This is a genomic window from Pseudoflavitalea sp. G-6-1-2, assembly GCF_012927185.1.
Classification (GTDB): Bacteria; Bacteroidota; Bacteroidia; order Chitinophagales; family Chitinophagaceae; genus Pseudobacter.
This window is the reverse complement of the sequence record NZ_JABBGB010000003.1, coordinates 455,700-480,659: the sequence shown is the minus strand read 5'-3', so window position 1 is coordinate 480,659 and position 24,960 is coordinate 455,700. Positions and strand designations below refer to the sequence as shown.

Below are 24,960 nucleotides of genomic sequence, written 5' to 3'. Positions count from 1 at the left end.
TTTTTATGAAAAAATATCTGATTGGCACATTGGCCGTTGTTCTCGCTATTGGTGCAGTTGCTTTCACAGCTCCATCTAAAAAAGCAAATACTTATGTTCAATTCGTAGGAAACCCAGCAACTTTGACTGATGTTCAAGATCAAACTCAGTGGGAACAAGCTGTAGGAACTCCATCTTGTGATCTGGTAAATAGAAAAGCTTGCCGCATCCAGATAGATGATTCAAAATTAATCACCAATCCTGGTGGTCCATTGCTTCCTAAGGTTCTTGATGCAGCAAAAGTGACTTCAATTTCTGCAGCACATAATGTTGACAATACTTTTTATGTTCCTACTGCTTTGAATGGTACTCCAGGTACTTATACAATTGCAAATAAGAACTAGTATCAGAGCCAGAAGAATACAACTTCAGGTTTTGAAACTGAATTATCTACAGCCCACCAAGGTGGGCTGTAGTCTTACATAGATTTCAGGATATTCGTAAATCCTTCTGATTCGCCTGGTAATAGTTGAATCTTTATTCTAATAATCATTTCCAAAATAAGGAAAGCAATTACTCCTAAATTCAAAATACTTATTTATGAAAAAATATCTGATCGGTACATTGGCCGTTGTTCTCGCTATTGGCGCAGCAGCTTTCACAGCTCCAACTGCAAAAGCTACAACTTATGTTCAATTCGTAGGTAACCCATCAATTATGGCTGATGTTCAAGATCAAGTTAATTGGGAACAAGCAGTAGGAATTCCATCTTGTGATCTCATTGTTAGAAAAGCTTGCAGAATCCAGATTGACGACTCAAAGTTAATAACCAACCCTATTAATCCAATGGAGCCTAAGACTCTTGATCCAACAAAAGTGACTTCAATAAATGTATCACACGGTATCGACAATGTTTACTATGTTCCAACTAATTTGAGTGGCACTCCAGGTTCATACACAATTGGTAATAAGAATTAGTATCGGTACAAGAAGAATATACTCTCAGGTTCTGTAACTGATATATCAACGGTCTAAGAGCTATGATTTCATTTGTACTCCGATTCATTTCGATTACCCGTCTGATACAATTGTATTTAATTAGATTATCAAGACAGCAAAACCTACAAACCCCATTATGTATCCATAATTGCAGTTGAAATAATTCATATTCCGAATAGGCTAATCTTTATTAATTTATAAAAGTTCAATTATGAAAAAATATTTGTTTGGCACATTAGCAATTGCAATTGCTATTGGAGCGGCTGCATTTACTACTTCAGCAAATAGAACGCAAGCATTTGTTCAATTTGTAGGTAATCCGCTTATTCAAACTGATGTTCAAGATCAAACACAGTGGGAGCAAGTTGTAGGAGTTCCATCTTGTGATTTTTTTTGTAGAAAGGCTTGCCGAATCCAAATTGACGATTCAAAATTAATAGCCAATCCTGGTGGCCCATTGTTACCAAAGGTTCTTGATGCAGCAAAAGTGACTTCAATTAATGCAAGCCACTGTATGGACAATATTAACTATGTTCCTGTTACCTTGCACGGTACTCCAGGCTCATATTTAATTACTAATGAGAATTAGTCCCAGAATAATATTATTTCAGGTTTTTATATGAAACATAATCACACCTATGAACCTAAATAATTAATTCGATTAAGCTTAATTCCGAATATCTGCAGGATACAACTGCATTTAGCTTGAATTTTCATACCAACTAAAACATGAAACTTCAAATAAGCTTTCATTAATGGCCATTAATTTAATTCATACCAATGGAAAGTTTATCATTTATTAATTTCTAAAAAGATTAAATATGAAAAAAAATCTATTGGGCACATTAGCCATAGTGATAGCTATTATTGTAGCTGCATTTAGCGCCCCAGCAAAAAGAATATTAACATATGTTCAATTCGTAGGTAATCCAGCAATTTTAAGTCAAGTCCAAGACCAAACTCTTTGGCAAGAAGCTCCTTCTATTCCCAATTGCGATGGAGTTAATAGAAAAGCTTGCAGAATCCGAATTGACAACTCAAAGTTAACCACCATCCCGGGACCTCCACATCCAAAGGTTCTTAACGGCGCAATGATTCAATTAAATGTAGCACACGGTATTGACGGGGTTTATTACATCCCTACCTCTTTGAGCGGTAGTCCTGGTCCATATACCATCACCAATCGTAATTAGCTATAGCGCCAAATGACTCATAATTTAGAATTCGGTAATCGAGTTAGCTGAATTTTCATATTGACGAAATCAAATAAATTAAAATACGTTTTCCATAAATAAGATGGAACACTCCTAGCCGCAGATCAGGCTAGCATTTATTAATTTCTAAAAGATTGATTATGAAAAAAAATCTAGCCCGCCCAATACCTGTAGTGATAGCAATTACTGCTGCATCATTTGCTGCTCCATCAAAAAAAACATTAACATATGTTGAATTCGTAGGGAATCCAGCAAGTGTTACTCAAGTTCAGGATGAAACTAGCTGGGAAGAAATCTCTCCTGCGCCAAATTGCAATGGAGTTAATAAAAAAGCTTGTCGGATCCAAATAGATCATTCAAAATTAACAATCCATCCAATGGGAACTATATTTCCCAGGGTCTTAAATGGTGCCTTACTTCAAATAAACGCGGCACACGGTATAAGTATAAATTACTACATTGTTTCTTCATTGACCGGAAATCCTGGGGCATATGTTGTTACAAATCAAGATTAATAATAAGACCTGAAGACGTATTTTAGGTTTTGTAGCTGAAACATTCAGGCAATTGCAGCTATGCCTGAATAGTTGTTAATTCCGAATATCCTACTGAAGTAAATACAACACGGGGAATTTTTCTTAAAGGAAGAGCCGTATAGGCTATAAATTCTTTCCACTAAAAACATTTGAAATAATTTCCGTCTCTGAAGTTGGTATTAATTTGTCTTAACATAAAAAAATTGTTTATGAAAAATTATCTATTTGGTACAATAGCTGTTTTATTCGCATTAATTGGAGTTGCTTTTACTTCACCGCCCAAAAAGTCAATCACATATGTTCAATTTGTAGGTAACCCAGTATTTTTATTTGACGTTGAGGATGAAACACTCTGGGAAGAAGTATTCTCTATCCCTTTTTGCAACGGTGTTAACCAACAGGCTTGCCGTATCCGAATTGACGATTCAAGATTAACAACGAATCCTGGTGGCCCTTTTTTACCTAGAGTTCTTGATGGTACATTAGTTCAAGTATCTGCAGCACGAGGTATTAATCCATCCTACTATATTCCGGTTTGGTTGTATGGTTCTCCAGGGTTATATACTATTACCAATCGTAATTGATTGTGCTACAGCAGACTTTTACTTATCTTTTCGACCTAAAGAATCTATAGACCAACCGATGACTGCTACTTATCCAATGAATCGAAAAGCTATTCACTACATTGAAAATCATACAAAAAAGCGCCTCAATAATTTGAGACGCTTTTAGTTGTTTTAAGGCTTGATTAATGAAATTAAAAAGTGTATACTAATTTTGTTCAACACCAGTACGTATAACAATGTCCGGTGGGATCGGAAGTGCAAATCTTTTGTCATTGGGAGGCAACACATATTTTGTTCCTTTAATTTCGCGCGTTATAGAAATATTCCTTCCTTCCAGATTTAGCCTCTTTATATCCATCCATCTTACTCCTCTTGTGGTTAACTCTTTCCTCCTTTCCTCCAATATTAATGTGAGCGCTTGGTCTGCCGTTGAAGCTTCCCGTGGGTGAAACTCTATTTCCGCGTTCCACCTTTTTATTAATAATGCATTCAAATCTTCAAGGGCTTTATCTATCATTCCTTTTCTGGCATAACACTCTGCCCTTGTAAGTAATAACTCAGCTGTTGTTAATCCCGTAAACAGTACATAAGGGTCTCCCGAGTAGCTCCCTTTAAAGGAGTAATACAATCCATTGGACCCAAAAAAGGCTAACTTTCTTAAATCGGATTCATCGTACATTTGAAACAACGATGTATCTACAGAGACAACTGCGGGATTTGTACCTATATGAAATGGGGCAAATTGAGTCCAAAAAATGATTTCTTTATTCTTAGGAACAATTGGTGTCTCAGAATTTGGATTAACTACCGAAGGATCGTTGAAGTCAATTAATGTATTATTTGCTTTCCACCCTAAGTCAGTATATTTCATGCAACTGTCATAATTTCTCATTGACAGATAAATTCTGGAAAGCAATGCATATGTCGCTGCCTGGGATGGCCTAGTCTGATACTCAGCCCTTTCGGGAAGCAGCCTAAGAGATTCATTTGCATCAGACAAAATTTGAGCATAAGTTTCTGCAACTGTTGACCTCTTCGATTTATCATTGAAATCAGAGGTCAACCTAATTATTATACCCAGGTCTTGAGAGGCGGTACCTGCATTGTAGGATTTCGCATATACCCAGGCCAATTGAACAAAATAATAGCTTCTGAGAAACAGAGCAGTACCTTTAATTTTGTCCCAATTATTTTGATTTTGGCTAGTTCGACTTATCTTTTCTAGTTGCTCTAAACATAAATTGGCAGTATAAATAGCTTGATAAGGTTGTGCCCAATCATTGTTATATGGATAGGCATATGCCTGCCAGATATACGTTTTTAAGGCACCTTCTCCATAAGCATCAATAAGTTCATTGGGCATAAAATAATCATCAGCAGAAGCCTCACCGGAACCGGGGGTAGCAAAATTACTTATTTTGGTATAATCCAAAAGTGCTTGTAAATCATTAAGTGTTTTTGGAACCGCTTGAGTGGCATCGGCTTTCTTATCCAGGAATTTATTGCATGATATCAAGAACAATGCAATTGATATCATAAATATTGTTGATACTTTCTTCATAATTTTAAAAGTTTGCTCTAACTCCAAAAGCATAAGTTTTTCTCGGACTTAGTACTGCAGGATAATCAGGATCAACCCCAACTTTGTTGGCTTTCCAAATAATGCCAAGGTTTGAAGCATTAAAATAAAGCTCAAGTGAGTTCACGTATTTCCTTTTTAAAAGAGGGGCAAAATTGTAACCCAGATTAATGTATTGAAGTCGTATATTATCTGCTTTGTGAACGTTAATTTCCGCATTCGAGTAGAAGGATCCAAGGCTTTGATATTCCGAGTAATCAAATTTGGGGACATCGGTATGCATTTCATCACCAGGTTGCTTCCACCTTTGTGCAAAATCCCCATAACCAATACCAGTCGAAACTAATGCCGAATAGGTTGTAGCCAGATTTTTGAAATAATAACCAAACTTGTAGCTTATGTTTATTGCCACAAAAATCCCTTTCCATGAAAAATGATTATTCAAGGATCCGTTAAATAGTGGCAAAGTTGAACCAACGAAAACTAAATTACCTTTATCGCCTTTTAAGCTCGCTTCATTTCTTATTGCCTCATAATCTTTGCTGAGCTTCCCATCCACAAATCCTTGCGCACTACCTGCGGCATCCAACTTTCCCCATTTATAAGCAGCAATAGAATAAAGAGGTTTTCCTTCGACCGGCGTTATGCTAGACCCATTTGCAAGAAGTGTCGTTAAGGAATAATTAGGATTTGGATAATTTAAGGTTTTAGTGAGATTGTAATTAAATATTAAGTTGGTATTCCACTTAATATCTCGATTAATGTTTTTAGAATTAAGTACAATATCAATACCATGCCCCTTAATATCTGCAACATTTTTAGTCACAAAGTTGGACCCTCCCCAAGTTGTATAATCATATTCTACCGAACCATATAAATCTGTGCCTTTTTTTCGATAGTATTCTACGGTTCCTGAAACAACTCCTTTGGCTAACGAAAAATCAATTCCCAAATTAAGCATAGCAATTTGCTCCCATCTTAAACTTGGATCATTTAGTGATGAAATAACTGCTACTGTGTTATTGTTGATAGGATCAGTCGAATAACCCATAATAGGTTTCGAGGTTTTCGATGGATCTACATTACCGCTTTTGCCATAGGTAATACGTAGTGCTAACTCTGGTACAAAGCTGGATTTATAAAATTTCTCGCCTGAAATGTTCCAGCTAAAACCAGTTGACCAGAGTGGTTTCCATTTATCATTTGTATTTGCTCCAAAAATATTCGCTCCATCCCTCCTTGCACTCAGCGAAAAAGTGTATTTACTATCATATGTGTATGCAATATTCGTAAAAACGGAATTATACCTATTTACATTCAAGCCTGGCTCAGGAGGAGATGGAATAGTTAGTACTTGACCTCCTACTATTAGCGGATACAAATTGACATTATCAATCCGGCTCACAGATAAAGGATCATTATTATAACCATAATACAATTGGCCATCCGATTCATTTTTCAACTCCCTCATTTCACTCCCTAATATCCCGTATACCTGATGATTTTTCCAACTCTTATTGAAATTGAGTTGACCCCGAATTGTATAGGAATGATCTTTTGCTGAAAGTTGTTTCATAATTCCGCCCAAAGGAACAGGTCTGATAATATTACCGGAATTAGGATCAATCTGAGAATACATATTTATTATGTCTCTCGCAAAAAAACTTTCTGCATCATTAATATCTTTGGTGATAGTATTTTGAATAAAATACTGCGATTTTATGTCGAAACTAAGAACGTTATTTATCTTAAATTGCAAACCTGCAGTAGCAAACCACTCTTCCCTGTTTGACTCCAGTTTTGAATACTTGTAATTATCTAGAAGATAATTATTCCAATCAAGTAATTGCCCCCCCCCTATCTGATCCACTACTTTTTGACGATATAAAGGAATAGGCAATGCTGTTCCATTCTCATCTGCTAACTTTAAATAAGGTATTGTTCTTCCTTGTACACGTGTGGTGCCATACGAGGGGCGTCCTCCCTGCTGATTTGAATTTGTATACGCAACACCCAGATTAATTGAAATATTTTTGGAAGGCCTATAGGTATTCTCAATCCGAATATTGATCTTTTTTGATTTCTCATATAATTCACCGATACTTTTATCATACCCTACTATCATGCTATATGCATTCTCCGAAGTTCCCCCTGTAACCCCGAGACTATATTGTTGTACTTTTGAATTGGTGTAACTATGTTTCATAAAATCATTTCTGCTATCATAGTTTTTGATCTTGTTTATTTGCTCAAGAGAGTCAGCAGAAGAAATTTGTCCATTCCGTCTTTTTATGAAAAGCTCAATTGCTGGTGTCCATTCAAAAAGAGGAAACCTACTTATTAGCCGGTTAAAATACCTGTTATTAAATAAGGTTTGCTCCACCTCAACAAAGTCACTTGAGGAAATTCTGGACAAATCGAATAGATTGGGTTTAGTACCGAAAATAAAGGTAGAATTGAAAGAAACCTCTGGTTTCTTATTAAACTTTCCTTTCTTGCTGGTAATTACAATTACTCCATTTCCCGCCCTTGCCCCCCAAATAGAAGTTGCTGCTGCATCTTTCAAAACAGTAATACTTTCGACGATATTGGGATTGATATTATTTATGTCTCCATCGTAAATATAGCCGTCCAATACAATCAAAGGATCAAGAGGTCCATTAATTGAACTTACTCCTCTGATTGAAAGTCCTAATTTTTTCCGTCCGGCCTCATTGCTTTTATTATCAAACAAAACGCCACTGGTAACACCTTCAAGACGTTTCAAAATATTGGTTCCAACTTGCTCATTAAGGAGCGCATTATCAACCTTTGCAAAAGAACCAGTTGCCCGTTCTTTGGGAATATCCTGATATCCCGTACTTACTATAACCTCTTTCATTTGTTGGGCTACGGCATTCAATTTAATATCGATACTATTCCTACCTCCAATGCTTACGGTTTTCATCTCATATCCAATACTTGTGATCTCTATAACTGATTTTTCATCAATTCCATCAAAACTAAATGATCCATCTTGAGAGGTAGAAGTATAAATATCTTTCCCTTTTACCCGAACAGTAGCCCCTATCACAGGCTCTCCTTTCTCATTCAATACTTTTCCAACTAGCTTAATAGGTGAACCATTACGCTGGAATTCAGGTAACTCGATCTTTTTTTGAGTTAATCTTCTCGATTGTATTATTATCCTTTTAGCTCCATCTTCAAGCAAGTACCCTAAGGGTTGATCCTTCATGATTTCTTTCATTGCCTCATGTACTGAAACATTTTTCAACGAAACCGACACTTTATTTGCCACTTGCATTTGCTGTCCAGCATAAACCATCACATAATCAGATTGCTTTTGAATATCCAAAAGCACCTTTTCAAGTGATTCGTTTTTGGCTACTATTGTGATACCCTGAAAAAAAACGAATGCACTTGATTGAATGGTAAACAATAAAATGTAGGTTAGGGAAAGAATTGTTCTCATAAGCAGTAATTTGGGTAAAACAGAAGAAAAAAATGTTGGCCTATTATTTATTACTGGAAATGACTGTTACATCAATCTCTCCAAACCGCTCTTCCAATAGAAATCCGTTATTTGCTACAAAAGTTTTCAATTTGTCTATGTCATACTTATATATATCAAATGGGAAATCAATATTGATATTATCCTTTAATCCTGTTGAGTCAAGAATCGGATAAATTGAAATTGAATTCAGCATGTTGACAAGTTGGCTTACAGGCTGATTTCTGAGTTTCTTATGTAAATCCTGCGGTTCAATTTCTATTACTGAATCATCTGAATTTCCAAACCGCTTAACGGAGAAATTACTATTCTTTGTAAGTACATAGTATTTCATTTTCCTGCCCTCCGTCCGAACATTTATATTAAAGTATCGGAACAAATCTTGCCTCAGATAATTTAGCAATTGTTCTACAGTGGTAGGTGAAGTTGTCAATTCATAACAATACACATTATTTCTCCATTTATCCAAATTGTATTGAAAAAGAGTTGAATCTTGCACCTCAATCAAAAGCCTATTTGCGGGAAGGTTGCCAAAAGCCTCCGGGTAGGCAGTTTTATACATAGTAAGTAAGTCTATGTTGATCAGAAACAGCTTTGTGATATTATTATTTTCGTCACCACCGATTCCATTGGCTGCTCCAATTCCCGGTTTAAAACCGGTAATAATCGACTTATATAGAAATTTCGATCCATCAATCATATTAGTTCTGGAGGAAAGGTCTTGGGTAAACTCATAGCTTGATTGGTCGTCTTTCATATTCAAGCTAACTTTTTTCCCATCAATCAGGTCTTGAATATTCTCCTCTTGAACTTCCAGCTGTGAGGTAATTCCAATTACCTTTTTATCCATTATCCAAACATAATGTGGTACTGTGATGTGCGGGAAATAATAATTCAGAATTGTGTCTGCAATCGGAATTGGCAAACCAGGATAATATCCGGTCTTTTCTTTTTTCCGGGATAGTGTAGTCAATATTTTTTCAACTGTATTGTATTTATCACTGCTTGAATTCACCAACAGCACCTGCAGGTCTTTACCGAACTTCTTTTGCAGCTTCTCCATCTTGGGGAAGCCATCGATACAGGACGTACACCAGGTAGTCCACATATCCAGCAAAATCAATTTAGCAGGGATATCATAAAGCTTCAGCTCTTTGGAAGGAGTATTAAGCACATTCGCAAACCGGATATTAGGAACCGGATCACCCACCTTTATCGGAACCACAAACGATTGTTCGTTTGCAAATTGTGGATGAGCCTGCGTCCCCTGCGCCTGTGTTTTTGCAGACAAAAAATTTATCAGAAGTAAGTAGCAGATGAAGATCCCTCTCAGCGCCTTTTTAACCATTGTACTATTCATTTAGTAGACATTTTCTTTGTTGACTTATTATACCCCGAATCCTATTCGGCGCCTCCCGAATCGTCAAACAAGCTTGAGATTCAGGAGACCCGGATAGAGTGAAAATAATTTTCACTAGCTTTTCTAGGACAATAACTTGCCTATTCTAACTCTGTGTGAAATCGAACGTGAAAAAAAATTATGTAATGGCAAACCTTCAGAAAGAGTCTTAGGAAGACTTAATTTTTTTTTAGAGAGACAAGGGTATGTCAGGTTGCCCTAAGGAAAGGTTCAATGCATATTGAATGCAAGGATAGGTAGGTGGAGTGGGACTCCTTATTGCGCAGATAATAAATGAGATCAAAGTCTCATTAACACAATGCCAAAAAGATCATGAATCCAAGGTGTAGAAACACCCTGGCAAAATTGGGAATAACTATCTTTTTGAACTACAGAGAAACTAAAAAATTATTTTATCACTACAGTATTACCGTTCAGAATCTCGAAGTCGATCAATTGGGTAGAGGAAAAAATCCGCAGCACTTCAGATAATGGAATTTTTTTTGAAATGATCCCATTGAATTTTTCGCTGCTCTTCTTTTCGACAATCACTTCCTTGATGTCATAATTCTTTTTCAATTCATTCATTATTTCATCAACTGAAGCTTGCCGGAAGTAGAATTTTTTTTCAATCCAGGCTAGTACCTGATCCTGATTAATCGTTTTTCGGACTTCTGAATTTCCCTGATCAGTAATTACTGATTGTTCGCCTGGTATCAGCTTTGCAGCCTGATTGTTGCTTCGAACCAGAACGGAACCCTGAATAAGAGTTGTGTTAATGGAATGACTATTGTCGTATGCGTTCACATTGAATTGTGTTCCAAGAACCTGAATCTGAGTATTATTTTTTGTGGTAACAATAAAGGGGCGCTTATCAGGAGCCACTTTAAAGAATGCTTCACCAAAAATTTCAACTTTTCTCGGGCCGCTTCCAAAGGAGGCCGGGAATTTAATGGAAGTCATTGCATTCAACCAGACATTTGTTCCATCTGCCATCTTCAACACAAAATAACCTCCTTTACCAGTTGAGATCCGATTCATCATCGATGTATCAGCATTGGATCCGTCAGCTGTGTAAGAGAGTTCATTTGCTGCCAGGATCACATCACTGTTTCCCTGTTTTGCAATAACCTCTTTTTGCGTGTTCTTTCCCAGATCTATTGTTTGGCCATTTGCCAGCGTAAGTGTAAGATCACCTTTGGCCGGCATCACCTCCCCTTTCATCTTAGCTATGGTATCTTCAACTTTATTTTTCGAATTATTCAAATAAAGATAGATACCCGCCATTATCATTAAAAGAAAGGTAGCTGCAATAGCTACACCTATATAGAATCTTTTGTACCTGTTTTTTGCCTTACCGTTATCAAAATCTTCCAGATGCTCTTCGCTGAATTTTGCGTATGCGTTTTGCCAGTTTGCTTCATCGAGCACACTGGCCTGTTCAGCCAAATAATTATTATCAGCCTTAATTCGTTCAAAGAACTCTTGTCTCTTTGCAGAAACAGCTAACCAATCAGTCAATACTTTACGTTCCTCAGAAGAGATTTCACCACTCAGGCTTTTTTTAATAATAGCTGCAATTCGTAAATTCTTCATAACACACAATTCGCTTTTGATTATTGCCTAATCAGAATAACCTCTTACTACTTATAAAACGAAGGCTAGATTATTCCGTTCAAAAGAATTAATAAAAATTTAAAAAAATATTTCAGATAGGTAAAATGGAGTACCCGTACAATTAGAGAAGAAAGAAAAAGAAGATAAGAAGAAGGGAATTTACTGTCATCAGTTTTTTCCTTTGCAGTGCAAGTCTGATTGTAACCAGTGCAATTTGTTTTTGCCGGCGAACAGTTACATCTGCGAGATGCAGATCCGTGGCTATTTCCTGGGTAGATTTATGTTGGACAAAGTATCTTGTAAAGATTTCTCTACATTGAGTAGGCAGTGCATTTATTTCATCCCGGATAACTTTTACAAGATTGGCCTGCACCTCATACAGTTCATAGTCGAACTCAGTTGAAGTCTCACCAATGTATGCCGCTTCCCGAACATATTTTGCATGCACATTTTCTTTTCTAAGTTCATCGAATGCTGCGTTACGCGCAGTTACAAACAGGTAGGCCTTAATATTGGATAGATTTTCAAAATCTTTTTGCTTCTTCAGCAGCTTAATGAATATTCCGCTCGCTATATCTTCTGCATCCTTCAAATCGGGAATAAGTTGACGTACAAAATATACCAACTCCTCATAGTAGAGCTCGAACAGCTTTTCAACAGCTTTCGGGTTCCCTTCCCGGAAATCATTTAGTAAATCTACATCAGAATAGCCTTGAGCATCTCGCATTGTAAAAGCGTTTAACCAGTAGGACCGAATTGAGCATATTAGTACTCTTCAAATAGTCAGTACTTATAATATAAACCAATTATTCCCAAGTTATTTAAAACCAAATTTATGACTTAAGTAGTCATATGAATCAATATTCCTCTTGCCAAATTTCCATGTACCTGCAAACCACACAAACATTAACCTGTTTTAAAAGGTTCTTGTTTTTTTATGCCACATCCGGCAACGTTATTTTGATTTTTGGGTTTCGGCTATTCTGTAGGATAGGTTCGAGTGAGTGATTATAAAACAATAGCCGCCAAATTATTGTAGAAATACGTCTTTTGCAACTTAATTGCGCTGTTGACGTAAAAAAGACATTAGTATGCTAATGATCGTTAATAAATACTAAAATAATTCCGGAACCCCTATAATTTGTCCTTAATAGCCTACTGATTTCTAGATGCTATCCCCCCTGCACGGGCCATATTGTCACAAATTAAGTTTTCTCACAATAGCATGGTTTGCATGCATTTAGCTTTGCCGGTGGCCAGCAGAAGTACCGCAGACAAATAAAAAGAAGCGCCTCATTGCTGAGGCGCTCCAGATCAAAGGGTACATATAACCAATCAATTCAATTCATCGATCTTCTGCCGGTACTTATTCCCTGCTGCCTGAATATCCCAGCCATACTCCTTAAAATACTTTATCAATATCTCATACTTCTGGGCCCTGGCCGGACTATTATCCAGATAATCTCTCTTGATATTTTCATAAGACTCTGTAGCTATCAACTTCAACCACTCCGAAAAATCACCATCAAAATTCCTTGAAGCAGACCCCCTCACATATCCACCTGATCTCGCCAGTTCAGCCAGGGCCGCATCGCGTTTCTCAAGATTTCCATCAGCCTGATATTCCTTTGAAATCTTATCAAATGCCTGTCCATTGTCGTACGCCTTTCCGGCCACTACAAAGGCTTTGATGGGCTCTGCCATCCGTGCCGTTATCATGCCTCCCAGAAATCCCCATACAGTTCTTGTAAGTACAGTATCGATGTAATAATGATTTGCAGGATCTGTGATCGGCTGCGTATTCAGCATCTGATTTGGCCAGCAGATGATGATTCTGCTGCGCCCGATTGTTTTGATATCGCTTGTCCAGAAACTGCCGCCATACGTTTTCACGAAGAAGAACTCAAGCGGAAAAAAAGTACGTACATATTTCTCCGATACATTCGGAAGCAGTGTTTGCATCCAGGTGTATGCAGACTCACGATAGGAAGGATCTATTTTTCCCACTCCCCAGCGATTGATCGGATCATTGGCGATAATGGCATTGGTTACTTCTTTCCAGTTGTTGAAATCCATCCGTACCCAAACATTGTAGGTCTGATACATTTGTTTCACTCTGGGATCTGCATCTGCAGGAGGTGAAAACTGCTGATCGATTCCTAATTGCTCTGTTGCAACCGGTGCAGTTTCTTTTGAACAGGATGCCAGCAATGCACACAACATTACCGGCAGGATATAGCTAAGTTTTTTCATGATCGTGCGTTTTAACGTGGGTTCAATGGCATTTCCGGACTATTGTTTTGCTCGCTCATCGGGATCTGCAGAATATATTTCGGATCGTTCTGCTTCAGCTCGTACACAACTCCGTTTTTGTAAATATGCTCCAGCCGTGGCTTTCCAAGCCTGCGCAGATCGAACCAGCGCAAACCTCCATCGAAAGCGAGTTCTACTCTCCGCTCTTCGAGTACACGTTTCAGCAATGCAGCATCATCAGCGAATGAAGCTTCGGTGAGTGGCTGAAAATCGGTACTCTTAATGCGGCGTTGCAATAACATATTGAGATCATCGATGGCTTTCTTCTTTTCGCTCCTGCGGGCATAACATTCGGCGCGGATCATCAGGGCTTCACTGAGTTTTAGTCCGATGTAATAAGAAGGGTTCTCCTGCTTTGCAAACATATTGTACAGGGTGGGGCCTGTTTCTGCTCCATCGCCGGTATTCAAATCGGCAAAGGAGGCAAAAATGTACTGTCGATAATCTTTCATCCCCGGTCGTTGACAAAGCGCCAGCAATTCAGTGGATGGCTTAAACATATAGTTGCCATAATAGAAGATATTGTTATTGCCTTTACCTCCGGTATAGAAAAGTATTTCATTCTTGTAATCGGAATCGATCACTCCAAAATTGCCGGAGAAAGCAGCATACTCTCCTTTCTCATCGATGCGCTTTTGCATTTCGTTCATATTGAACAGCGGCTTTGCAGCAATTACATCCGAGGCAGCCTGGATGGCCTTTTCAGGCTGATTGGTGAACAGATACACGCGTGCGCGCAACAACTGAACCGCATTAATATCGAAACGATATTTGTTCTTGCCGATCTTTCCTGCAAGCAGCACAGCTGCCTGATCGAGATCGTCCTGAATTTGTTTCCATACATTCCCGATGGTTTCGCGTTTGTTATTCTGCGTGGTTTTATTGATGTCATCGGCAGTGAGGGGCATTGGTACACCTGGCAGACCGAGATTGGCAGAACTGTATACATCTGCATACAGGTTCACCAGATAGAAATAACAGAATGCCCTCATTGCATACGCTTCCCCTTTCACTGTTTCGAACAATTCTCTGTCTGCAGGTTCCGGGTTGCGGTTGATGAAATTATCCAGCACCGTGTTGGCGTAGAAGATGGTTTTATATAACTGGCTCCAGTATGGATCATCAGTAGTGCCATCGAGCAGGTGATTAGCCGCCCACACAAACCAGGGCTCCAGTGGTTTATCAGCAGCTCTGCTGGTGCTGAGGTTGGCATACACATTATCTGTGAGCAGTTCCGTTTTCAGAAAAAAATCGGTGCGGGGGTATCCTCCCATCAGCACAGATTCGTAGTCTGCAACAGAAACGGGTATCATGCTGTTCACCGGTTTGATGTCGAGCATCTTGTTGCAGGCAGTTCCGGTAACCGCCAGCAGCATTGAAATATAGAGATAGAATCTTTTTTTCATTCGGTGTGTAGTTTAGAACTGAACAGATACTGAGAATGAGAAACTGCGTGGCAATGGCAGGTAAGTATTTCCAAAACTCACATTGGCTGAGTTGGTAGCATCGTACTTCATTACAGAGCCTGTTGCTTCGGGGTCTTGTCCTTTGAGGCGATCATTCTTCCATACATGCAGGTTATTGCCCTGCAGCATGAAGCGGATATTCTGAACCCCTGCTGCTCTCAGTCTTTTCGTATAAAAATCGTAGCTGATGCTCACATTCTGCAGCCTCACAAAATCTCCATTCACAGTACGGAGGTCGCTATTATCATACATGCGTCCGTTGTAGGGATTAGCACCGGTTACTGCAAAATCCCAGGGATCTGATTCAAATTTGGGGATATCGGTATGTGCTTCATCACCCGGTTGCCTCCAGCGGCTCACCCATTCGCGTGGCAGGTTCTGTGTGGCCTCGGGGAATCCAAATCCGCTGCCCTGAGCAAAATTGCGCAGACGGATCACGTTACCGAAGCTGCCGATCACGAGCGCAGACAGCGTGAACTTTTTATAGTAGAATGAGTTGGTCAACCCACCCTGCATGGTTGGCATGGTAGTGCCCGAGTAGGTAAGTCCATCGGGTGAAGTCATGCCATAGAGCACGGTCTGCCCGGGTTTGTTGGTGTAGAAAGTTGCTCTTCCGTCTTTGTTGAGGCCTGCATAGCGATAGCTCCAGAGTCCGTTTATCGGTTTGCCGACTACTGCTGATGAAGCATAGCTGGTTCTTTGTGCATCCGTCAATGTATTTACGGTTGGTACAGAGTAAACATCCAGTACTTCGTTTTTATTGAAACCTGCATTGGCGTTGACTGTCCAGCGGAAATTCTTTCCGTCTACAGGAATACCGTTCAGTGAGAATTCAAATCCGCTGTTCTTCATGGATGCCCAGTTCACCTGCACAGTAGTGAAACCTGATACCTGCGACACCTGTTTTGTACCCAACAGGTCCATTCCTTTTTTGTTGTAGTACTCGATAGTACCGGTGAGGCGGCGTTTCCAGAATCCGAATTCAAGTGCGAGGTTGGTAGTGTAGTTCATCTCCCATTTGAGGTTCGGATTGCGGGGAGCATTGATGGTGAGATAGGCATTAGGATTCAGTCCGTCTGATGCACCAATATTGGTTACGAGATCCGAATACGCTTGTGCGGCAACGTTACCCTGACTTCCGTAAGAACCACGAAGGGTGAGGTAACTCATCCATTCTTTATCTGCAAACCAGCTTTCTTCTTTCAGCTGATAGTTAGCTCCGACTGCCCAGAGCGGCTGAAACAGTTTATTTGTTTTCAGACCAAAGCGGTTAGATCCGTCGGTACGGGCATTGAAGCTCACGGTGTATCTGTTGCGGAATGTATATCCGGCTACGCCGAAGTACGATACTGCTGCAGACTGATTGAGACCTTGTCTCCAATATGGTGTGCCGAGGTATTTCATCAGCTCAAACTGAGGAACCTGCTGACGGCCTCTTTCGTGCACATATCCGTAGATCTCAGTGGTTTCATCTTCATAGAGTGATTTGCGCAACTCCTGACCTGCCATCAGATCGATCCTGTGATCGTATCCAAGATTAGGCATGTAAGAAAGCTGGTTGCGGAAAGTAACCGAGCTGTTGATGGTTGAACGGCCTTTTTTGTATCCACCCTCTTTCCATAATTGTACAGACGTATAATCAACAATGCTGGTAACATCCTGCTGGCGCCTCTTAACAAAGTAGCTGTTCTCTGTGGCCACATCTTCTTCAGAAGTATTCTGTCTGGTAAAGTTGAAAAGGCTGTTGAAAAGCAGTCCTCTTACAGGACGCCATTCAATGTCCGCAGTACCGCGAAGCCCTGAACTTTTTGAATTCCTCCAGCCGAATTCACGGTTCTCCATGAAGTTGTACTTCATGCCATTGTAGTAGAAATAGTTGTATTTACCATTCTCATCAAATGCATTCTGGGCGCGGGTTGTATAGATACTCCATTCAAATGGGTTCTCGCGGGAATCAGTGGCAAAGAAGCTTTTGTTATCGCGAACATTCACATCGAGCAATGCTCCTACGCGCAGGTTCTTCGTTAATCTTGTATATACTTTTACTGATCCGGTGTAGGTTTTCTGTCCGGTTTTCTTAGCAGTTGCCTGATCGTCCATGTAACTTCCGGAAATGTAGAAAGTTGTTTTTTCGTTTCCACCGGAAATGCTGAGGTTATGGCGGGTAGTGATGGAATTCCGGAACAGCTCTTTAAACCAATCGGTATTCACTTCTTCGAGTTGTCTTACTTTATCTTCGAATTGTGCCCAGCTGATCTTTCTGTCGTGCACATCCACAAAGTAGCGTTCGAAATCGGAAATGGTTCCGTATTGACCGTTCTTACCTGAGCCTGCATTGAGCAGTCCGCGGCTGATCATTTCGAGGTTTACATCGATGCGTTCTTTGGAATTCATCATGTAAGCATCTTCGATGCGCGGACGCATGCCCATGGTGAGATAACTGTTGAAGTTCATGCGGGTTTTGCCGCTGCTTCCTTTTTTGGAAGTCACCACAATTACACCGTTGGCCGCCTTGGTACCGTAAATGGCAGTGGCAGCTGCATCTTTCAGTACGCTGATGGTTTCGATATCTTCTACGTTGATGCCACCAATGCCGGATGCGATGAGGTTTCTGTTCTTGGCAATATCATCCACAGAAGCGTTTATAGGATCATCGAGAATGATGCCGTCTACAACCCAGAGTGGCTGCACGTTTCCGCTGATGGTTGATGTACCGCGGATTCGGATCTGAGGCACAGAGCCCGGCGCTCCGGAAGTGCTCATGATGGTCATGCCCGGCACCTGCCCCTGCAACAGTTTATCGAGACTCGGTTGATTGATGGTTTTGAGGTTCTCCATATTCACCGTAGAGATGGAAGAAGTGAGGCTTCTTCTTTCGATACGCTGATAGCCGGTTACCACCACTTCGTCCATTTTTTTGTTGGAGGCGCGAAGCATCACTTCGATGTAAGTACGGTTGTTGGCCGGCACTTCTCTGGTATCATAACCTACAAAGGAGAAGATCAGCACAGGAGAAGGGTTCTCAGACTTCAGCAGAAAAGCGCCTCTCTCATTGGTAACGGTACCACCTTTGGTAAGTCCTTTGATTCTAACGCTCACTCCCTGCAATGGGTTGCCGGCAGAATCGGTAACACTACCGGTGATTTCGGTAATCTGTTTTTCAGCAGCAATAAGTTCTGCGGAAATGGGAAGTGCTGGTTTCGACTTAATCAGAATAGTGTTGGAGCTGTCAATGATGTAAGTAAGGGGCTGGTTGCGGAAGATGCTGTCGAGCACCTGCGCAAGGGGAAGGCTTTTTGCCCGGATGGTAACCGGCATAGCTTTACGCATCACTTCATTACTGTAGAGGAAATGATAACCGGTTTGTTGCTGAACCACTTCAAACACACGGTTCAGGGGCATTCGCGTTCCTTCAATCGATACAGACTGGGCCTTTATGTTGGCGCTTGCCTGTATACAGAAAACCAGCAGCATCAGTGCGGTTAGTTTCATAATAAGCAGCGTTTTAATTATCCTGCCAAGTCCGTTTGGTTGCGGGGAATGGCAGAACCTACCCCCTACTTGGGGATATGCAATTTCTCTCATAACTTCGATCAGTTTGGGTTTACTACTAGTTGATTCAGTCAATTACAATACAGGTACTGCATTTCATATTTGCGTGTGACCATGCAGCCTTGTAAGCTCTTACTCCGCCGGGAATGTTAGCGCATTTCCGGTTTTGTTTTTAGGATCAGTATCTTAACTCATTGAAATTTCCCGTCCTCCCTTACGGTACTATTTTATTATGGTTATCCTGTCTTTTTCTCTGCTGCCCGGAGGCTGCAGTGTAAGTACGAAGCGTACATTCTGCTGTTCGCTGGTGAATTGCAGAAAGTGCAGCACTTTGGTAAGTGGACTGTTGCGGCTGATTACACCGGTAAAGTGCATGTTGGGAATATCTCCTTCAACACGTACATCGTACCAGCGTTGCAATTGTTGCATGATGAGGATAAGGGGGGTATTGTGAAATCTGAACACGCCTTCTTTCCAGGCCATTACATCGAGGGTATCGGCAGTTGCTACTTCCGTTTGGCCGGAGTTTCTGTCAGAAACCGCCTGGAGCCTGGGTTGCAGCAATACAGGCGCATTGCCTGCTGACTTCACCGATACACTGCCGGATAATAATGTTGTACTAACGGCATGGTCGTCTTCGTAAGCATTAACGTTGAATCTTGTACCCAGCACTTCGATCAGCTGTCCATCAGTTTTTACCCTGAATGGTTTTGCTGCATCCCTGCTCACCTCGAAATAAGCTTCACCCTTTATTTCTACCAGACGCTCATCACCTGCAAATGCAGTAGGGTATCTGAGAGAGGAAGCTGCATTCAGCCAAACCTGTGTACCGTCTGGCAGAGTGAGCCTGAATTTGCGGCCGGCCGGGGTTGTCATGGTATTGTACTTCAGTTCGGTACTGGCGCCTGCATCGTATATGAGCTTTCCGCCGGATAGTTTCACGGCAGTATTTCCTTCGTGCGTGATCAATCCGTCGGACATGGAATCGAGTGTAATCACCGATCCGTCTGCAAGCTGAAGCCTTGCTCCATCCTGTGCAGGTTCTTTATCGGGTAACCGGTTGTTCACAACCTGCTGTTTTGCCGGCTGCCTAGTCTGCATAACAAAGATGCCGGTACCCACCAGCGCTATCACAGCTGCTGCGGCTGCAATGGCCCACCAGCGCCGGTTGATGCGCTTTACAGGAGCTTCGGCAGGGAATAATTTCACCACCCGCTCCGCAATGCTGCTGCGGCCGGATTGAATGGCATCGGTATCGTTGAACAGCGCATTCCATGCTTCGTACATGGCATCGTTGAGCTCGTCTGTGGGGCCTTCATCAGCCGCCCGGTTGAACAGTTCGGCCTGCTCCTGCTCAGAAGCTTTTCCGCTGAACCAGCGCAGATAGAGTTCTTTCAATGATGATTTCATTTGAATGCACGGATGTTATGGTAGCCATAGGACGCCGCAGTTATGCAATCGGGGCTATGGTCTATGAAAAAAAATATTCAGAAGGATCAAGGCGATGGTGATATCGGGTATTCCGGCCGAACGGGCCTTCACAAATTCAGCAACCGAACTGGTGGCGTGCTGCAGGTATTTTTTGATGGTCTCCGGTGAAAGGCCCATCTCATCTGCGGCCGCTCTGTAGGTAAGTCCTTTGCGACGGGCCAGCTCAAATGCACGTCGCTGCTGATCGGGCAGCGCTGCAATGGCCTGCTCTATCAGATCGATAATGTTGGAGTTTGCCGCATCTGCGTTCGATTCATCCGGCTGCATGCCCGCATAATCGAGCCAGGCCGAATGCCGGTTGCGAAGCCGTATCTGCGACCGGAGGCAGCTCAACGCATGGTTGCGGGCAATTACAAAAAGCCAGGACCGGAAATTTTTTACTGAAGCGAGCGCTTCGCGGGTGAGCCAGATCTTGAGAAAGATATCCTGTACAATCTCTTCGGCCATCAGCGTGTTATCTACATGGCGTTCGATAAACAGTATCAACGGACGCTCATAAACAGCCATGAGTGAGCAGAAAGCACGTTCGCTTCCCTGCACAATCTGGTGGAGCAGTTGCTGTTCATCCTTAACCATATGCGTAACGGGGCTCATGGAGTCTGCGTTTCGGGGCTGTAATAAGTAATGGCAAGATAATAAGCTGCTGGCAAAATATTTGCATTTTCTGTAATCAAAGCATTAACCATGACAACAAAAGAGATTGCCGGCAAGCTGGCCGACTACTGCCGCAAGGGCGAATGGGCTCAGGCCCAGCATGAATTGTATGCTGAAGATGTTGTAAGCATAGAGCCTTACGCCACAGATAATTTCGAAAAAGAAACGAGGGGATTGAAGAATATTATCGCCAAAGGCGAAAAGTTCAATGGCATGGTGGAAGAGATCCATAGCCTCGAAGTGGGTGAGCCGGTTATTGCAGGAGATTCATTTGCGTTTGTGTTGAGAATGGATGTAACCATGAAAGGAACCGGAAGAATGAATATGCCGGAGTTATGTGTGTATACGGTGAAGGATGGGAAAGTGGTGTCGGAGCAGTTTTTTGTATGAGGCAGATATAAGACAAAAAGAAGTCCATACTTCCTGTAAAAGAAAGTATGGACTTACATGCGCTTCATTCAGCAACAGTGCTATTTGCTGATCATCACTTTGGTAGTGGTAATCTTTCCTCCGGCGTTTACTTTTATGAAATACAAACCATTGGTAAGATGTTGCAGGTGCAATTCAACTTGCCTGCTATCGGATCTGATCAGTTGAGAATGCACTACTCTTCCTGACTGATCGGCTACAATAATATTTGCATTGCGTAAATTATCACTGGTGATATTTACAGTACCCTTGCTAAGGGATGGAAATACTTTGAGACCGGCGGCAGGAACAGGGCCAGCCTCTGCATTTTCCGGGGCAAGCCGAAGTGCAGTAATACTCGTATTATAACAGTTGGATGGATTCTGATAAGCTTCCGCATTCACAGTTTCACATGATAATCTTTGCCCGAAATCATTGGAGACCATAAACTCGGCTCCATATCTTACTTCAAATCCAGGTTTAAGCGTTACTTCTCCGCCTGCTCTGAATAGAATATTTTGACCAGCCTCTACTATGATAGGCCTGGTTGTAGCTGGAGAAACGATACTGAAGACCGATCTGTATTCACCATCGTATATCTTGGTGGTATTGAAAGGAAACAAAGGCGCATTTACGTCCATATTGCCATCATACCGTGCAGGAAACGGGAGTGTATAATTTGCATAGGGTGGCATTACCTCAATGGAGGAACCTTCATAGCCCTGATTGGCAGGAATGCTGTTCGGATCGATGTCAACCAGAAAATCCTTAACAACAAAAATTGGTTTGGCAGTCGGATCATTGGCCTTTTTCAATACCGCTCTTACACGCACATATACATTAGTCGTAAATCTTACAGTCATTGCCCTGCCTTTAAAACATCCGAGTGGAACAAAGGGTGTTTGAAAAGTATGCAGCTCTTTTTCAGTATCAAAATTGCTGATCTCAAGCCGCTCTGACTCAAAATCTGCCAGCATATGATTGAAATCATATGCATCGAGAGAACCGCTTCCGTTATTATGCGGCTTAAATGGATTGTACGATGCTTTCACTACACCATTTACTGTGGTAGGTTTCACTTCTCCAACAAGTGCAGCTTCGGCCGATACAAGCTCCAGGCCAAAAGATGCATTAAAGGACAGATCCAGATTATTTTTTACCCGATAGGAAATATATGATTTCCGGTTCTCGTATTCCCTGCCATCAAATCCATAGCTGATTCCACAATACCTGTTATAAGCAACCTTTTCCAATACCGGAGTAGTTTTCAGATTGAGAATACCTAATGGACAACGATAATAGGTTGCATTATTGTTATCTGGCTGATTAGTACCAGGAATTGCAAGAATAAGTGTATTGATAATTATTTTTGAGGTAAGCGTTCCTGTCAATTCCAGATTATAGGAAGTATAGGTTGGAGCAGCAGACGGTCCACCACCTCCCGATTCGAACATACCAATCACTGACCCCACCAGATTGAGTGCACCACCGAAGCCTTTCAGTCCCTTACTGAATTGATCCATGCTTTGCCCCAGTGCCCCATCTGTTGAAGATATAGATTTGATCTTTTCTGCAAAGTTTCTGATTTTTCCAAGTCCGCTACTGGCAGCAGCGCCGTTTAACGCATTTGATACATCAGTCGCTGCTTTATTTAACGAAGACCTAAACCCAGATATATTTTTTGAGAAAGATGTAAATCGTTCTCCCGCCGTTTTAAATTCATAGCTCAGGTTGTCTGAAGTAGTAGGCGAACTGGCTGGCTTATAACTGAAATTGGAAATAGGCTGATTTGAGGTAATACTGGTGCCTGTAATCTTACTCTTGATTTCTGATACGATGATTCCAAAAATCTTAATGCTCAGTCTCGAGCCGTTATACACCGCATTCTGAATATTAGGATCAAACGCCATATTGTATTCTGCCATAGTCCAACGACTCGATCCGCCCGGCTCTCCTACGGCTACCACCATCTTCCCATATGTATTGGGATTAGCGAGAAATTTGTCCGTAGCAGCAGAAGGAATATCGCCAAAAGCAGTAGTTGCAGGATACGAAAACGTAGTTGGCTCCATTTGCAACATAATCCCGGAATAAGAAGTCTGGCTTTCTGGTTGATAAACAAAAATCCGCATCATTCCATTGTATTTGTTATACAGTATGAAATATGGATAAGCCACAACCTTATCACAACCGAACTCCCGCCTAAGCAGCTCCCACCCTTTTGCCTTTGTAAAATCTTTGTCTTTGGAAATAGCATCGAGGGATTGTGTGGTAGCATTCACAAATGGAGATCCCATTGCTGTTTTATTGCTGGTATTGCTGGTTCTTGCATACCACATCTTACAGTAATCGGGGTCGTTCACATCGGTGATTTCCCATTTCCAGTTAGATACTCCATTGGCATCTCCATAGGAACCACATACTGGCAGGTCATTCAGGTTTCCCGAATAATCACCGCACTGCGAATATGCTTTACCTGCAATCAGGCATATCAGCAATGCTGTTATGTTTTTAAAGATTCGACTCATAAAAAAATTATTTTCATTCATTGAACATTATTTATTACGAAGCTTGTTGATCTCCTCCGCCTGCATCTCCATTTTCTTATTCAGTTCAATAACATGCAGTGTGAGCTCCTCTATCTTTTCTAGTAATTTTGAAGTGACGTCACCAAGCTCAATCCCCTTCTGTTCCTCTACTTCTTGCGCTGATGGCAGATTGGGCAGGTGTTTGTTTCTATTTATGAATTCCTCCAGCTTTGCCAGACTCATCAGCTTATATTCTTTGCTGAAAACATAATCAGGCCAGGGATTGGCTACTGTGACCTTCACTTCACGGGCGCCGATCATTCCTTCCACAGCCAGTTTAAACGATCCGGGAGTTGCAGTACCCACACCCACATTACCATTTACCAGCACATTGATGGCGCCAATAGCAGGCTCATTCCAGCCATTACCACCAATTTTAAGGGCAGTATTATCTCCTGTAAGCCAGTAGGCAACCTGACCAGTGCCACCACCCTGAAGTACCAGATTTGGCCCTCTGCCAACGGGCCCCTTGAGGTGCACAGTAATATCACCTGCAACTTTGGTATCCATAAGAAGCGTGCTGTTGCCATGCATCCAGCCATTCACATCCAATGCATATCCCGGAGTGTTGGTATTGATGCCAACATTGGTATTAAGATTGGTAGTATGCACATTACCATTTCCGAGAGTGGTCCATTGTGACATTGCAGTAAATCCACTAATAACAACTGATACAGAAAGAAGAATTCTTTTCATTTGAATAAGTATTTAAAATGAACAATAAGAGTGATTATCCCCCCATAAGGAGAACATCAGATATATAAAACAGCGGTTAATGCTTTTTCGGAAACAATACTGTTTGCAGAAAAAATGATGGCTTAAGAAATCCGATTAAAGAATTGAATGATGGTAATTAAGTACAGACACACGCCCACAAGCACGATGAAATTTGTTTTCACAGTCAAAAATTTTAATGTATAAAAGTGCTTCGTAACAAAAGTTGTTTGTTACAGTAAATAGGTAAAAGAAAAACAGAAGATGGGCTGAAGAGAATTGCTAATGTATATGCAAGGTTAGTAAAAAGAAATTAGGTGTACAAATACTAAACAGAAATTTAATGAGGATACTCACTCTATTTTTTGCACATG

The 24,960-nt window shown here is 41.1% G+C and carries 19 protein-coding genes; 7 read left to right on the top strand and 12 right to left on the bottom strand.

Annotation, left to right across the window (positions count from 1 at the left end):
- The first annotated feature begins 5 nt into the window (after nt 1-5).
- The 6 genes from HHL16_RS19180 to HHL16_RS19155 all read left to right on the top strand — a co-directional run bounded on the left by HHL16_RS19180 (nt 6) and on the right by HHL16_RS19155 (nt 3,312).
- Complete coding sequence (locus tag HHL16_RS19180) at nt 6-383, top strand: hypothetical protein (RefSeq protein WP_169426961.1); 378 nt, start codon at nt 6-8, stop codon at nt 381-383.
- Nucleotides 384-579: 196 nt separating this feature from the next.
- Nucleotides 580-957, top strand: coding sequence for a hypothetical protein (locus tag HHL16_RS19175; RefSeq protein WP_169426960.1), 378 nt, complete (start codon nt 580-582; stop codon nt 955-957).
- A 232-nt stretch (nt 958-1,189) separates the two neighbouring features.
- Nucleotides 1,190-1,567 carry a hypothetical protein gene (locus tag HHL16_RS19170; protein ID WP_169426959.1) on the top strand — a complete coding sequence of 126 codons (378 nt, stop codon included), beginning with the start codon at nt 1,190-1,192 and terminating at the stop codon, nt 1,565-1,567.
- 232 nt (nt 1,568-1,799) lie between these two features.
- A complete protein-coding gene (locus tag HHL16_RS19165; protein WP_169426958.1) occupies nt 1,800-2,171 on the top strand; it encodes a hypothetical protein in 372 nt (123 codons plus the stop codon).
- A gap of 161 nt (nt 2,172-2,332) precedes the next feature.
- Nucleotides 2,333-2,707 carry a hypothetical protein gene (locus HHL16_RS19160; RefSeq protein ID WP_169426957.1) on the top strand — a complete coding sequence of 125 codons (375 nt, stop codon included), beginning with the start codon at nt 2,333-2,335 and terminating at the stop codon, nt 2,705-2,707.
- A 230-nt stretch (nt 2,708-2,937) separates the two neighbouring features.
- Complete coding sequence (locus HHL16_RS19155; RefSeq protein WP_169426956.1) at nt 2,938-3,312, top strand: hypothetical protein; 375 nt, start codon at nt 2,938-2,940, stop codon at nt 3,310-3,312.
- A gap of 187 nt (nt 3,313-3,499) precedes the next feature.
- Here the strand turns inward: HHL16_RS19155 and HHL16_RS19150 are convergent, their stop codons facing one another.
- The 10 genes from HHL16_RS19150 to HHL16_RS19105 all read right to left on the bottom strand — a co-directional run bounded on the left by HHL16_RS19150 (nt 3,500) and on the right by HHL16_RS19105 (nt 20,816).
- The gene (locus HHL16_RS19150; RefSeq protein ID WP_169426955.1) at nt 3,500-4,855 is read right to left on the bottom strand and encodes a RagB/SusD family nutrient uptake outer membrane protein; all 1,356 of its coding nucleotides are present in this window, start codon (nt 4,853-4,855) and stop codon (nt 3,500-3,502) included.
- A gap of 4 nt (nt 4,856-4,859) precedes the next feature.
- Nucleotides 4,860-8,345 (bottom strand): SusC/RagA family TonB-linked outer membrane protein, encoded by a 3,486-nt coding sequence (locus tag HHL16_RS19145; RefSeq protein WP_169426954.1) that lies wholly within the window; start codon nt 8,343-8,345, stop codon nt 4,860-4,862.
- 43 nt (nt 8,346-8,388) lie between these two features.
- Nucleotides 8,389-9,744: a redoxin family protein gene (locus HHL16_RS19140; RefSeq protein ID WP_169426953.1), complete on the bottom strand. Its 1,356-nt coding sequence runs from the start codon at nt 9,742-9,744 to the stop codon at nt 8,389-8,391.
- A gap of 447 nt (nt 9,745-10,191) precedes the next feature.
- A complete protein-coding gene (locus HHL16_RS19135) occupies nt 10,192-11,379 on the bottom strand; it encodes a FecR family protein (RefSeq protein WP_169426952.1) in 1,188 nt (395 codons plus the stop codon).
- A gap of 142 nt (nt 11,380-11,521) precedes the next feature.
- Complete coding sequence (locus HHL16_RS19130) at nt 11,522-12,127, bottom strand: sigma-70 family RNA polymerase sigma factor (protein ID WP_169426951.1); 606 nt, start codon at nt 12,125-12,127, stop codon at nt 11,522-11,524.
- Nucleotides 12,128-12,735: 608 nt separating this feature from the next.
- On the bottom strand, nt 12,736-13,653 hold the full coding sequence (locus HHL16_RS19125) for a hypothetical protein (RefSeq protein WP_169426950.1): 918 nt from the start codon (nt 13,651-13,653) through the stop codon (nt 12,736-12,738).
- An 11-nt stretch (nt 13,654-13,664) separates the two neighbouring features.
- Nucleotides 13,665-15,119: a RagB/SusD family nutrient uptake outer membrane protein gene (locus tag HHL16_RS19120; RefSeq protein ID WP_169426949.1), complete on the bottom strand. Its 1,455-nt coding sequence runs from the start codon at nt 15,117-15,119 to the stop codon at nt 13,665-13,667.
- Between the two features lie 12 nt (nt 15,120-15,131).
- Complete coding sequence (locus HHL16_RS19115; RefSeq protein WP_169426948.1) at nt 15,132-18,671, bottom strand: SusC/RagA family TonB-linked outer membrane protein; 3,540 nt, start codon at nt 18,669-18,671, stop codon at nt 15,132-15,134.
- A gap of 282 nt (nt 18,672-18,953) precedes the next feature.
- Complete coding sequence (locus HHL16_RS19110; RefSeq protein WP_169426947.1) at nt 18,954-20,141, bottom strand: FecR family protein; 1,188 nt, start codon at nt 20,139-20,141, stop codon at nt 18,954-18,956.
- Between the two features lie 54 nt (nt 20,142-20,195).
- Nucleotides 20,196-20,816, bottom strand: a complete 621-nt coding sequence (locus HHL16_RS19105) for a sigma-70 family RNA polymerase sigma factor (protein ID WP_169426946.1) — start codon at nt 20,814-20,816, stop codon at nt 20,196-20,198.
- A gap of 90 nt (nt 20,817-20,906) precedes the next feature.
- Here HHL16_RS19105 and HHL16_RS19100 point away from each other — a divergent pair, with 90 nt between their 5' ends.
- Entirely contained in the window at nt 20,907-21,266 is a 360-nt protein-coding gene (locus HHL16_RS19100; RefSeq protein ID WP_169426945.1) for a nuclear transport factor 2 family protein, read from the top strand.
- A gap of 80 nt (nt 21,267-21,346) precedes the next feature.
- Here HHL16_RS19100 and HHL16_RS19095 read toward each other — a convergent pair whose 3' ends face one another.
- Nucleotides 21,347-23,812, bottom strand: a complete 2,466-nt coding sequence (locus tag HHL16_RS19095) for a T9SS type A sorting domain-containing protein (protein WP_169426944.1) — start codon at nt 23,810-23,812, stop codon at nt 21,347-21,349.
- 27 nt (nt 23,813-23,839) lie between these two features.
- Nucleotides 23,840-24,568 (bottom strand): hypothetical protein, encoded by a 729-nt coding sequence (locus HHL16_RS19090; protein WP_169426943.1) that lies wholly within the window; start codon nt 24,566-24,568, stop codon nt 23,840-23,842.
- Nucleotides 24,569-24,960: the final 392 nt, after the last annotated feature.

Bases quoted from the DNA above. Each gene is read 5' to 3' on its own strand.
- HHL16_RS19110 (WP_169426947.1), bottom strand. From the start codon at position 20,141: ATGAAATCATCATTGAAAGAACTCTATCTGCGCTGGTTCAGCGGAAAA.
- HHL16_RS19165 (WP_169426958.1), top strand. From the start codon at position 1,800: ATGAAAAAAAATCTATTGGGCACATTAGCCATAGTGATAGCTATTATT.
- HHL16_RS19160 (WP_169426957.1), top strand. From the start codon at position 2,333: ATGAAAAAAAATCTAGCCCGCCCAATACCTGTAGTGATAGCAATTACT.
- HHL16_RS19170 (WP_169426959.1), top strand. From the start codon at position 1,190: ATGAAAAAATATTTGTTTGGCACATTAGCAATTGCAATTGCTATTGGA.
- HHL16_RS19105 (WP_169426946.1), bottom strand. From the start codon at position 20,816: ATGAGCCCCGTTACGCATATGGTTAAGGATGAACAGCAACTGCTCCAC.
- HHL16_RS19145 (WP_169426954.1), bottom strand. From the start codon at position 8,345: ATGAGAACAATTCTTTCCCTAACCTACATTTTATTGTTTACCATTCAA.
- HHL16_RS19095 (WP_169426944.1), bottom strand. From the start codon at position 23,812: ATGAGTCGAATCTTTAAAAACATAACAGCATTGCTGATATGCCTGATT.
- HHL16_RS19135 (WP_169426952.1), bottom strand. From the start codon at position 11,379: ATGAAGAATTTACGAATTGCAGCTATTATTAAAAAAAGCCTGAGTGGT.
- HHL16_RS19090 (WP_169426943.1), bottom strand. From the start codon at position 24,568: ATGAAAAGAATTCTTCTTTCTGTATCAGTTGTTATTAGTGGATTTACT.
- HHL16_RS19130 (WP_169426951.1), bottom strand. From the start codon at position 12,127: ATGCGAGATGCTCAAGGCTATTCTGATGTAGATTTACTAAATGATTTC.
- HHL16_RS19125 (WP_169426950.1), bottom strand. From the start codon at position 13,653: ATGAAAAAACTTAGCTATATCCTGCCGGTAATGTTGTGTGCATTGCTG.
- HHL16_RS19115 (WP_169426948.1), bottom strand. From the start codon at position 18,671: ATGAAACTAACCGCACTGATGCTGCTGGTTTTCTGTATACAGGCAAGC.
- HHL16_RS19155 (WP_169426956.1), top strand. From the start codon at position 2,938: ATGAAAAATTATCTATTTGGTACAATAGCTGTTTTATTCGCATTAATT.
- HHL16_RS19120 (WP_169426949.1), bottom strand. From the start codon at position 15,119: ATGAAAAAAAGATTCTATCTCTATATTTCAATGCTGCTGGCGGTTACC.
- HHL16_RS19100 (WP_169426945.1), top strand. From the start codon at position 20,907: ATGACAACAAAAGAGATTGCCGGCAAGCTGGCCGACTACTGCCGCAAG.
- HHL16_RS19180 (WP_169426961.1), top strand. From the start codon at position 6: ATGAAAAAATATCTGATTGGCACATTGGCCGTTGTTCTCGCTATTGGT.
- HHL16_RS19175 (WP_169426960.1), top strand. From the start codon at position 580: ATGAAAAAATATCTGATCGGTACATTGGCCGTTGTTCTCGCTATTGGC.
- HHL16_RS19150 (WP_169426955.1), bottom strand. From the start codon at position 4,855: ATGAAGAAAGTATCAACAATATTTATGATATCAATTGCATTGTTCTTG.
- HHL16_RS19140 (WP_169426953.1), bottom strand. From the start codon at position 9,744: ATGAATAGTACAATGGTTAAAAAGGCGCTGAGAGGGATCTTCATCTGC.